This is a genomic window from Thiobacillus thioparus DSM 505, assembly GCF_000373385.1.
Classification (GTDB): domain Bacteria; phylum Pseudomonadota; class Gammaproteobacteria; order Burkholderiales; family Thiobacillaceae; genus Thiobacillus; species Thiobacillus thioparus.
The window spans coordinates 165501-176968 of record NZ_KB891331.1; the positions used below are offsets into that span (position 1 = coordinate 165501).

10 protein-coding genes and 1 tRNA gene are annotated in these 11468 nt (G+C 63.6%); 4 read left to right on the plus strand and 7 right to left on the minus strand.

What is annotated here, in order from left to right; translation table 11 throughout:
* Positions 1–4 precede the first annotated feature (4 nt).
* From B058_RS0114370 to bioA, 4 genes are all read right to left on the minus strand, one after another.
* Positions 5–1219 carry an efflux RND transporter periplasmic adaptor subunit gene (locus B058_RS0114370; protein WP_081616812.1) on the minus strand — a complete coding sequence of 405 codons (1215 nt, stop codon included), beginning with the start codon at positions 1217–1219 and terminating at the stop codon, positions 5–7.
* On the minus strand, positions 1203–1685 hold the full coding sequence (locus B058_RS0114375; RefSeq protein WP_018509195.1) for a hypothetical protein: 483 nt from the start codon (positions 1683–1685) through the stop codon (positions 1203–1205). The genes B058_RS0114370 and B058_RS0114375 overlap by 17 nt, the downstream gene beginning before the upstream one ends.
* A complete protein-coding gene (locus B058_RS0114380; protein WP_018509196.1) occupies positions 1682–2314 on the minus strand; it encodes a TetR/AcrR family transcriptional regulator in 633 nt (210 codons plus the stop codon). The genes B058_RS0114375 and B058_RS0114380 overlap by 4 nt, the downstream gene beginning before the upstream one ends.
* Positions 2315–2391: 77 nt before the next feature.
* Complete coding sequence (gene bioA / locus B058_RS0114385) at positions 2392–3696, minus strand: adenosylmethionine--8-amino-7-oxononanoate transaminase (RefSeq protein WP_018509197.1); 1305 nt, start codon at positions 3694–3696, stop codon at positions 2392–2394.
* A gap of 136 nt (positions 3697–3832) precedes the next feature.
* On the opposite strand from bioA, the gene groES reads away from it, so the two are divergent.
* The 3 genes from groES (at position 3833) to B058_RS17045 (ending at position 6646) form a co-directional block, all read left to right on the plus strand.
* Positions 3833–4123: a co-chaperone GroES gene (gene groES, locus B058_RS0114390; RefSeq protein ID WP_018509198.1), complete on the plus strand. Its 291-nt coding sequence runs from the start codon at positions 3833–3835 to the stop codon at positions 4121–4123.
* A 51-nt stretch (positions 4124–4174) separates the two neighbouring features.
* Entirely contained in the window at positions 4175–5821 is a 1647-nt protein-coding gene (gene groL, locus B058_RS0114395) for a chaperonin GroEL (protein WP_018509199.1), read from the plus strand.
* A gap of 135 nt (positions 5822–5956) precedes the next feature.
* A complete protein-coding gene (locus B058_RS17045; RefSeq protein ID WP_018509200.1) occupies positions 5957–6646 on the plus strand; it encodes a 3'-5' exonuclease in 690 nt (229 codons plus the stop codon).
* Positions 6647–6733: 87 nt separating this feature from the next.
* On the opposite strand, the gene B058_RS0114405 is transcribed toward B058_RS17045, so the two are convergent.
* The 3 genes from B058_RS0114405 to B058_RS0114415 form a co-directional block, all read right to left on the minus strand.
* On the minus strand, positions 6734–8749 hold the full coding sequence (locus B058_RS0114405; RefSeq protein WP_040724584.1) for a solute symporter family protein: 2016 nt from the start codon (positions 8747–8749) through the stop codon (positions 6734–6736).
* The gene (locus B058_RS0114410) at positions 8749–9075 is read right to left on the minus strand and encodes a DUF485 domain-containing protein (RefSeq protein ID WP_026240957.1); all 327 of its coding nucleotides are present in this window, start codon (positions 9073–9075) and stop codon (positions 8749–8751) included. Before B058_RS0114410 ends, B058_RS0114405 begins: the two co-directional genes overlap by 1 nt.
* A gap of 139 nt (positions 9076–9214) precedes the next feature.
* Positions 9215–11107 (minus strand): DUF294 nucleotidyltransferase-like domain-containing protein, encoded by a 1893-nt coding sequence (locus tag B058_RS0114415; protein ID WP_018509202.1) that lies wholly within the window; start codon positions 11105–11107, stop codon positions 9215–9217.
* Positions 11108–11342: 235 nt separating this feature from the next.
* Here B058_RS0114415 and B058_RS0114420 point away from each other — a divergent pair.
* A tRNA-Phe gene (locus B058_RS0114420) sits at positions 11343–11418 on the plus strand.
* The last annotated feature ends 50 nt before the right edge of the window (positions 11419–11468 follow it).

The following is an 11468-nucleotide window of genomic DNA, read 5'->3' on the forward strand; positions in this document are numbered from 1 at the left end:
CAGCTCAGCGCGTCATTAATTGCTGTTCGCGCACCCGCATGCCCTCGTCGAGCTGCCGGGCACTGTAAACGATGACGCGCTCGCCCTCGGCCAGGCCGGAGACGACTTGCGCACGATCCGCGGTTTGCACGCCCAATTGCACCGGCTTGAAGCGGGCGCGGCCGTCGACTGCCTGCCACACGCCGCTCCGATCGTTGCGCAAGCCGATAGCAGCACGCGGCACCGCCAACGCGTTGCGCGTACCCGGCAGGTGCAGCGTCACCTCTGCCAGCTCACCCAGATACAGACGGTCAGGCACCGGATCGAACGCCACATCGACGATCCGCTCCTCGGTCACGGCATCGCTTTGCAGTTCGATCCGCGCCACCTTTCCCGGCAGGGCCATCTCGGGCGCAGAACGCATCGTGATATCCGCCGCCTGCCCCACCCGTATAGCCTGCGCACGCGCCTGATCGACCCGCGCGCGCACCCACAGATGTGCCGGATCGGCCAGCCGCAGTACGGCCTGCCCCGCCACCACCGTCGTGCCGGGTTCGGCCTCCCGCGTCGTGACCACGCCCGTGATCGGACTCAGCAATCGGAGGCTGTTGCGCAGTTGATCGACGCCCTGCCGCTCGGCTTCGGCCCGCCCGATCTCGCGCTGCGCGGCTGCGGCATTGGCGCGCGACGCGGCCAATGCCGCTTCGGCCGCCGCCGCTTCGTGCAGGCGGCTGTCCACCATTTCCTTGGCGACGAAATTCTGCCGATACAGCGCCTGGTAGCGCGCCAGATTGGCTTGTGCCAGACGCGTCCGGCTTTCGGCTTCGGCCACCTGCGCCAGCGCCGCCTCGGCTGCCTGCCGGGCGCGTGCGGCCGCGCTCACCGCCGCGTCGGCGCGCTGCCGCAGATCCACCGGATCGATCTCGGCCAGCACCTGGCCAGCCTCGACCCGGTCGCCCTGATCGACCATCACCCGCAACAACCGGCCGGCCTGGATCGGACCGACACTGTAGGCACGCTGCGCCTCCACCGTGCCAATTCCGTACACGCCGGGATTGAGATCGGCACGCGTGACGGCGGCCTGCTCGATGCCCGCCGGCGCCAGCGGCCCGCGTGTCGCGAGCAGCCAGACGAAAGCCGCGGCAAATGCCAGGAAACCGGCAGCCAGGAACAGATTACGTCGATTGATGAACGAGACTGCGCGGTGCGTCATACGGGCCTGCTCAATGCTTGTCGTCATTCAGCGGGCTGCGGATTTGATAAGCCGCATGGCAGCTCACGCATTTTTGCAGCGTGGCGGACATCTGGTTGAGCGTGTGGCTCACATCTTTCAGGCTGTCGGCATCCATTGCGATCTGATCGAAATCTCGGTGCACCGAAAAACCCAGCTGCCTGAATTCCATGGGCAACTTGGCCCGCAATTCGGGCGGCACCTCGTGCACCATTTTCATCCCCATCCCGCGTGCTGCGGCCGCCGTCGCCTGCATGTCCTGCTTGCCGAGCGCGCCGGTCATGGTGCCGACGCCGTCGAGGAAGAGGCGCATTTCTTCCAGGATCATGGCGCGTTCGTCCGGGGACAAGGCCAGGATCACGCGATTGTCTGCGGCAGGCGCATGGGCATGGGAGAGCACCATGTCCTGCGCATGGGCGGTGGCCAGATTCATGCACAGGCAGGCTGCGAGCGGTATCGAGAAATATTTCATCATGGGTGCGTTCCTTGGGTGGGTGAGGGCGTACAGACCGCCGCGAGAAAAACCGGTAAGGTGCGGGCGGCTTCGGCAGCCAGCGTGCGCTGACCACGCAGAATGGAAGTTTGCAGAACCAGGCCCTGGATCATGCCGATATAGAGCGTGGCCGCGGCCTGCGTATCGAGATCGAGGCGAACTTGCTTCTGTACTTGGCCATCCCGCAGCAGATGGGCGATTTTCGCCTCGTACGCCAGCATGATTTCGGTCACGACCTGACGCAGCACCGCATTGCGACCATGCAGATGTTCCGAGGTGAGCACACGCGGAATGGCCGGATGGCCGGCGATGAACGCGATATGGGCAAAAAACATGCGCTGCAGGGAATCCAGCGGATCGCGGCCTTGTGCGGCCGCACGCGTCAACACCGCCATCATGCGGTCGCGCACCCACAGCATCACCGCCATCCAGATGGCGTCCTTGCTTGGAAAATGCCGGAACACCGCGCCCTGCGTCACTCCCATCGCCTGGGCCATGTCCTGGGTGGTCACGTCGTCGACGCCCTGCCTGGCAGCCAGTTCGAGTGTCACGCGGATGATTTCCTCGCGCCGTTCGTCGGCACCCAACCGTTTGCGCACAGCCTCGGACATGAACGCAGCCCCTAGATAGTTATTGATCACTATCTTATGATCGGGCTCGACACGCGTCAAGCCGGCGAGGTGCCCATTCAGATATTCGAGTTTTTAAGACAGGCCAGCAGGGTCGCCGCCAGGATGCGCATATCGTCGGCGCTTGTCACATAGGGCGGCATGACATACACCGTATTGCCGATCGGACGAATGAACACGCCTTGTCCCAGCGCCGCCTGGTGCAGGCGGGCGGAGAAACCGGGCTGTGCCTGCGCCACGTCGAACGCCCAAATCATGCCGCGCTGCCGAAAATGGCGTACCCGCGGGTGCATCGCCACGTCCGCCAGCAATCCCGTGAATTCCTGCGCCTTGACGCGGTTGGCGGCAATGACCTGATCGGCCTCGAAAATATCCAGTACCGCCAGCGCCGCCCGGCAGGCGAGCGGGTTGCCGGTGTAGGAATGCGAATGCAGGAAGCCGCGCGCCGTGGCGTCGCCGTAGAACGCGGCATAGACTTCGTCGGTCGTCAGCACGGCCGACAGCGGCAGGTAACCACCCGTGATGCCCTTGGACAGACAGATGAAATCGGGGCGTATGGCGGCCTGCTCAAAGGCGAACATGGTGCCTGTGCGGCCGAAACCCACGGCAATCTCATCGACAATCAAATGCACTCGATATTTCGTGCACAGCTCCCGGGCCCGCTTGAGATAGATCGGGTGATACATCGCCATCCCTGTCGCGCCCTGCACCAGCGGTTCGACGATGAAAGCGGCCGTTTCGGCGGCGTGCTCGACCAAATGCGCTTCCAGTGCATCCGCACAGCGCAGGGCAAATCCCTCAGCCGTTTCGCCTGCTTCGGCCAGGCGCGCATCCGGCGTCGGCACCTGCACCGTGTTCCGCAGCAGAGGGGCATAGGTGGCCTTGAACAGCGGAATATCGGTTACCGACAGCGCGCCGACGGTTTCGCCGTGATAACCGTTCCTGAGGCTGACGTAGCCGTTTTTCTCCGCCTGGCCAGCATTACGCCAGAAGTGGGCGCTCATTTTCAGTGCGATCTCGGTGGCTGACGCACCGTCCGAACCATAGAACGCGTGTCCCAGGCCGGTCAGTCTGGCCAGCCGTTCTGAAAGCGCCACGACCGGTTCGTGGGTGGCGCCGGCCAGCATCACGTGCTCGATCTTCCCGAGCTGGTCGACGATAGCGGCATTGATACGCGGGTTGCAATGGCCGAACAGGTTGACCCACCAGCTGGAAATCGCGTCGAGGTAGCGCCGTCCCCCCGTATCGACGAGCCACGGCCCCTCGCCACGCGCGATCGCCAGCGGCGGCGTGGCTTCCAACGCTTTCATCTGGGTGCAGGGGTGCCAGACGGCGGCGCGGGTGCGGCTGATTAAATCGTCCATGGACTTGAAATTGAAACTCTCCGCCCCTACTATTAGCACTCAACGGCGACGAGTGCTAACAACACCTTCGCCGCTTCCTCATTTTTCGGGCAGCTCCGGCTGCCTTATATCAACGTACCGCAATGGAGACTTTGCAATGAAAATCCGTCCTCTGCACGACCGAGTGATTGTCAAGCGCATGGAAGAAGAGCGCAAGACCGCTTCCGGGATCGTGATCCCCGACACCGCCACCGAGAAGCCCGACCAGGGTGAAGTGATCGCCGTCGGCGCCGGCAAGAAAGACGACCAGGGCAAGCTGATTCCGCTGGACGTGAAAGTCGGCGACCGCGTGCTGTTCGGCAAGTACGCCGGCCAGACCGTCAAGGTCGAAGGCGACGAACTGCTGGTGATGCGCGAAGAAGACATCATGGGCGTGGTCGAGCAGTAATCGAACGCCGTACGCAAATCCAAATCGAATTCAAAATTTAGGAGTTAAGCAATGGCTGCAAAAGACGTACGTTTTGGCGATTCCGCGCGTCACCGCATGGTGGCTGGCGTCAATATTCTGGCTGACGCTGTCAAGGTGACTTTGGGCCCGAAAGGCCGCAATGTGGTGCTCGACCGTTCCTACGGCGCGCCCACCGTGACCAAGGACGGCGTGTCGGTCGCCAAGGAAATCGAGCTGAAGGACAAGCTGGAGAACATGGGTGCCCAGATGGTCAAGGAAGTCGCTTCCAAGACCTCCGACATCGCGGGTGATGGCACCACCACCGCCACCGTGCTGGCCCAGTCCATCGTCAACGAAGGCATGAAATACGTGGCCGCCGGGATGAACCCGATGGACCTCAAGCGCGGCATCGACAAGGCCGTGATCGCCATCACCGCCGAGTTGAAGAAGATTTCCCAACCCTGCAAGACTTCCAAGGAAATCGCCCAGGTCGGCTCCATTTCCGCCAACTCCGACTCCTCGATCGGCGACATCATCGCCGCCGCGATGGACAAGGTCGGCAAGGAAGGCGTCATCACCGTTGAAGACAGCTCGGGCCTGGAAAACGAACTCGACGTCGTCGAAGGCATGCAGTTCGACCGCGGCTACCTGTCGCCCTACTTCATCAACAACCCCGACAAGCAGATGGCGATCATGGAAGATCCCTTCATCCTGCTGTTCGACAAGAAGATCTCCAACATTCGTGACCTGCTGCCCGTACTGGAGCAAGTCGCCAAGGCCGGCAAGCCGCTGATGATCGTCGCCGAAGACGTCGACGGCGAAGCGCTCGCCACCCTGGTGGTCAACAACATCCGCGGCATCCTCAAGACCTGCGCCGTCAAGGCCCCGGGCTTCGGCGACCGCCGCAAGGCGATGCTGGAAGACATGGCCATCCTCACCGGCGGCACCGTGATCGCCGAAGAAGTCGGCCTGTCGCTGGAAAAGGCTACCCTGCAGGATCTGGGCCGCGCCAAGCGCATCGAGATCGGCAAGGAAAACACCACCGTCATCGACGGCGCCGGCAATCACGACGCGATCAAGGGCCGCATCAGCCAGATCAACAAGCAGATCGAGGAAGTCACCAGCGACTACGACCGCGAGAAGCTGCAGGAGCGCAAGGCCAAGCTGGCCGGTGGCGTGGCAGTGATCAAGGTTGGTGCCGCGACCGAAGTCGAAATGAAGGAAAAGAAGGCCCGTGTCGAAGACGCGCTGCACGCCACCCGTGCCGCCGTTGAAGAAGGCATCGTCCCCGGCGGTGGCGTCGCGCTGCTGCGCGCCAAGGCCGCTGCGGCCGCGGTCAAGGGCGACAACCACGACCAGGACGCCGGCGTGAAGATCGTGCTGCGCGCGATCGAAGAGCCGCTGCGCCAGATCGTCAAGAACTGTGGCGATGAGCCCTCCGTCGTCGTCAACAAGGTGCTGGAAGGCACGGGCAACTTCGGCTACAACGCCGGCACCAGCGAATACGGCGACATGGTGACGATGGGCGTGCTCGATCCCACCAAGGTCACCCGCACCGCGCTGCAAAACGCAGCCTCGATCGCCGGCCTGATGCTGACCACCGACTGCATGGTCGCCGACCTGCCGGAAGACAAGCCGGCCATGCCGATGGGCGGCGGCGACATGGGCGGCATGGGTGGTATGGGCGGCATGATGTAAGGATGTAAAACCCAGCTGTTTATGTAGGTCAAAAGCCCCGCTTCGGCGGGGCTTTTTTATTTCCCCATGCTGCTGCAATATTGCCGCGATTAGCCTGCACGCTAAGGTTGTCTCCATGTACCGGAACTGCTCATCATGATCTGGCCCTTCCGCTCCCGCCCACCCTTGGGGGCTGCGCTCGCGGCCCGCCTGCAGAATCTTGCTTTGAGGCCAGTCAGGGAACAGACGCTGGATGACGGCTGGGTCGTGGTGGACGTCGAAACCGGCGGTCTCAATCCGCGGGTCGACCCCCTGTTGGCCATCGGCGCAGTCACTGTGAGAGACGGCACAATCGCCATGGCGCCGACGTGCGAAGTCAGCTTGCGGCAGCAGGAGGCTACAACGACCGACAACATCCTGATACACGGCATCACCACGGGCCAGCAGCTTGCCGGACGGGAGCCCGCACAGGCGCTACTGGACTGGTTGGAATTCGCCGGCGGCAGTCCGCGGCTCGCCTATCATGCTGCGTTCGACCGGCTGGCGCTGGAACGCGCCAGCCGTGCCTGGCTGGGCCTGAAGGACCGTGCCATCTGGCTCGACCTGGCGGTGCTGGCGCCCCTTCTGGCGCCGCAGGGGCCGGGATTCAACCGGCCCCTGGACGACTGGCTCGCGTTCTTCCACATCCCGGTCTACCAGCGCCATGGCGCGCTGGCGGACGCCTATGCCACGGCCCAATTGTGGCTCGCGCTGCTGCCCGCTGCACGGGCACGCAAGCTCACCCAGCTCCGGCAGCTCCTCCGTTTCAGCCGCCAGGCCCGCTGGCTCGATTCGGGCCAGACGTAGGCAATCCCAAGCAGCGTGGCCGCGCGCGCATAAAAAAGCCCCCGGCTTTTACCTCGGGGGCTTGGCTGAACACCGATGAAGGCAGCGTCAGTGGGCGACTGCGCCCTCGGCCTGGATACCGGTGTGCTGGCGCACGTAAAGCTCATCCCACATCGCTTCCGCACGCTTGTCGCGGAACAGCAGCGAACCGAGGATGACCATCAGGAAACCCAGCGGGATCGAGATGATGCCGGGGTTCTTGAGACGGAAGAAGGGCTTCTCCAGGCCCACCAGGTTGGTGGTCTGGCCTTCGAACTTCTTCAGGTCGTCCTGCGCCTTCTTGATGTCCTTCTCCAGCTTGCCGGCGTCAGCCTTCGCCTTGTCCAGCTCGGCCGGGTCGGTGAGTGTGGCAATTTTCTGGTTCAGCGTTGCCAGCTTCTCGACCGCACCGGGTTTCGCCTCGGCAGCCGGTTTGGCGGCCTCGGCATTCCGGCACACCGCGAACAGTTCGCAGACGAAGCCCTCGCTCGCCTTGGCCGGAACCGCTTCCTTGGCCGGGGTGCCGTCCAGCACGGCGGTGGCATCCTTGATCACGGTCTTGGGATAGGTCAGGTTGGGCGACATCATCACCAGGGCGATCGCGGAGAACGAGCCAACCAGCATGCCGAGCATGATGCCCCAGGTGTTGCAGCGCTTCCAGTACAGGGTCAGCAGGACGGCGGGCAGGTTGCCCGACGCCGCCACCGCGAAGGCCATGCCGACCAGGTGGGCGACGTTCTGCCCCTTGGCCGCAATGCCGATGACGATGGCGACGATGCCGACGATGACGGAGGCGACGCGCGCTGCCGTCACCTGCTCATTCGGCGTGGCATGGTTGCCGCGGATCACGCCGACGTAGATGTCATGCGCCATGGCCGAGGCGGAGGCCAGCACCAAGCCGGCGACCACCGCGACGATGGTGGCGAAGGCCACTGCGGCGACGAAGGCGAGGAAGAAGTTGCCCATCATGGAATCGGCACCGCCGCCCAGATACTGGGCCAAGATCGGCGCGGCCATGTTGCCGCCCTTGTCCAGCGCGATGATGTTGGCGGGACCGACGTTGAGCGCGGCGCCCAGACCCAGGAACAGGGTCAGCACGTAGAAGCCGCCGATGATGACCATCGCCCACACCACCGACTTGCGCGCTTCCTGAGCGTTCGGCACAGTGAAGAAGCGCATCAGGATGTGCGGCAGGCCGGCGGTGCCCAGCACCAGCGCCATGCCCAGCGAGATCTGGTCGATCGGGTTCTTCAGGAACAGGCCCGGCTCGAGGAAGCGCTGACCGAGTTCCTCGGGCGTCATGTTGGCCGCAGAGGTGCCCAGGAGCTTGGCCACCTCCTTCTGGATGCCGTCGTCGTGGATCACGTGGTCGAGGATGCCAGGCAGCGAGAAACCGTAGGGCGCCCACACCAGCGCGACCATCACCAGCGAAGCCACCACCAGCAGGATCGCCTTGACGATCTGCACCCAGGTGGTCGCCACCATGCCGCCAAACACCACGTAGGCCAGCATCAGCACGCCGACGCCGATCACCGACACTTCGTAGTCAATGCCGATGAGCGTCTTGATCAGCACGCCGCCGCCCACCATCTGGGCAGTCAGATAGAAGATCGACACGGTGATGGTCGAGATGGCAGCGATGGTCTTGGTCTTCTTGGGATCGTTGCGGAAGGCCAGGATGTCGCCCAACGTGTACTTGCCGATGTTGCGGCAGGGCTCGGCGATGACCAGAAGCACGGTAATGTAGGCCACCAGGAAGCCGACCGAATACATGAAGCCGTCGTAGCCATACAGGGAGATCAGGCCGGCGATGCCCAGAAAGGACGCGGCGGACAGATAGTCGCCCGCAATGGCCCAACCGTTCTGGAAGCCCGAAACAGAACGTCCGGCGGCGTAGAATTCACTGGTCGAGTGCACCCGCTTGGAGGCCCGCCAGGTGATGTACATGGTCAGGGCAATGATGCCACCGAAGACCGCGAAGGTCAGCCATTTCCATTGGTCGGCAACGGCGCCTTCGCCGGCGAAGGCGAGTCCGGAAGCCAGGAAGGCGGCTGCGCCCGTGAAATAGGGGGTAGAGCGTCCCATTATTTGCTCCCTCCAATTTTGTGCGCGTCGCGTGCGATTTCTGCTGCCATGGCGTCGAACTCGCGGTTGGCCCGCTTGGCGTATATCGCGGCGACGACCCAGGCCACGATAAATTCGGACAGCGCGAACAGCAGGCCCACATTGAGCGGTCCCCAGATCTTGACCTTGAAGAGGTCCTGGAAATAGGCCGCGCCGACGGGCAGGAGGAAGTAGTAAACGATGGAAAACACCATCAAGCCCCACAGAAAAGCGGTTTTCTTTTTGTGAAGCGTCTGGAACCGCGGATCTCGATCAATCGCGGCCCAATCTGGTTGAGGACTAGCCATGGAAGCCTCCTATGTATGGTTGATTTTATGGGCCCCGCATCAGGCATCTCCCCCCTGGATGCGAAGCTGCAGCAACCATAGCCCAAAAGCCGTGGGAAATGAAGGTTGATGATAGAAACCACCCAACATCTTGCAAATTTCAATACTCGAAATAACGCGCCATGACGGCCTGCAACTTGCGGGCCTGGCGGAAGGCTTCCTTGAGGATGCGCCGGTCGAGCGCGTTGAGCTGCTCCGGATCAATGCGGTTGCCCGGCGCATCACCGTGGGTCTGCGCCGTGTGCTGGCGGCGCAGTCGCAGAAGCTGGATGAAATGGAACGCGGCCACCCACGCCTCGACCTCGTCCGGCGCCAGGTTCCACGCCCGGGCGGTGGCGCGCAGGCGCGCCACCGTGCTGGACGCGTTCACCCCGGCATACAACGCAAAGATGCGGGCAACATCGACGAAGGGTGTGACCCCGTTGATCTTGAGATCCAGCGTATGCGCCTGCGCGCCGCCCGCCGCCGTCACGAAATCCCGCACCAGTCCCAGCGGCGGGCGATTGGCGAGCGCATTCTCCGCCATTCGCTTGAGAAACAGCCGGTTTTCCCAGGCGGTGGCATTCAGCCAGTCCCGCAATTCCTCGCTCAGTTCCTGCGCGCCATATAAGGGGCGAAAGTCGAAAAACACGGTGGCGTGGAGCAGGGCCGGCGCGTCGGCCCGATGGATCCAGTTGGCGAAGGTGGCCCGCCATTCGTCCAGGCTCTGGCACCACTTCGGATTACTGGCCATGATTTCGCCCTTGCAGAGCGGAAAGCCGCACGCCGCCAGCCGATGGTTCACCCGTTCGGCAAACGCCAGCAGGGCCGCACGCTCCTCCGCCGTGGCGGCCCGGTAGATCAGCGCATTGTCCTGGTCGGTCGCCAGGGTCTGCTCCATCCGGCCCTCCGAGCCCAGAGCAAGCCAGCACCACGGCACATCGGGCAGATGGGCGGCGCACACTTCCAGTTCGATCACCCGCTGCGTCAGCTTGTCGTTCAGGCTGGAGAGGATGGCGGTCAGGTTTTCTGCGTTCATGCCCTGCGCCAGCAGGTTGTGCGCAAGCTCGCCGATGGCGTGCGCCAACATCGGAAGCGCGGCCGGATCGTCAGCGCGCGCAATGGCGCCGGTAATTCCTTCCATGGACAGACGGCGCAGCGTGAACACGTCCTTTTCCGAGATCACGCCGACGAGCCGCCCGTCCTCCACCAGTGGCAGATGGTGAACGCCCTGCCGCGCCATCACCAGCAGCGCGTCCGCCACGGTCGCCCCGCCTTCCAGCGTGGCAGGGTTGGGCGTCATCACGCTGGAAATCGCTGTCGTGAGGGGAATCCCTGCCAGCGTCACGCGCCGCAGCACATCCTTCAGCGTCAGGATGCCCACCGGATGGCCGTGCGGATCGTTGACCACGACCGACCCCACGCGCGCCGCATCGATGGCGGCCAGCGCCTCGGCCAGCGGCGTTTCGGGCAGGACCGCCACCGGCGCCTGACGAATCAGGCTGCGAACGGGGCGCGAGAAACGATTTTCGTCGTCCAGCGCCAGCGCATATTCCGACTGCACTGCACGCAGGGACTGCTCCAGCAGGCTGGCGATGCGACGCGTGCAGAAATCACTGAACGCCCGGCTGCGGCCGAGTAAGGTATGAAAATCCGCGGCCGGCAGGCGATAGCAGAAGGTATCCGCCGCCGCGACATAGCGGTTCGCCACGGCGCGTCCCGCCAGCAGCGCGCCCAGCGGAAACATCTCGCCGTCGGTGAGCTGCAGCAGCCGCACGCCCTGCGCATCCGGTGCCTCCCCTTCGACCACGCCCTGTTTGACGATGAACAGGTAGGCAGGCGGCTGGCCGTCGGCCTCGACCAGCGCCGCTTCCTGCGGGAAATACGCCACCGACAAGCGCTCTGCCGTCCACATCAGATCCGTCTCGTCCATGTCCGCGAAAGGCGCCTGCCGGCGCAACGTGTCGAGGGTGGCACGGAGCAGGCTGCTGGCGAGGGGGATGGTAGAGGCCATGCGGCAATCTTAATTTATCTCAGCGCCATCCATCCAAAGTCATGAATGGATCGAATTCCGATACCGGGTTCAGCCGGCTGGCTCGCGTTGCCACACCACAAGGCCCTTGATCCGTGCTTGTCCAGGCCGCTCGTATGCCTCCGTGGGCCGTGCCTGTTGACTTGCGGCCAGACTCAGGGTTTAATTGCGCGCTTTCCGCCAGCAACAGGCGGGGAAAAGTCCAAGAAATTCAAATGGCCAGTTAGCTCAGTTGGTAGAGCAGCGGATTGAAAATCCGCGTGTCCTTGGTTCGATTCCGAGACTGGCCACCACTTCCAACGGTTCGCGCTTTTCGCGGGCCGTTTTCGCTTTACCTTCCCAA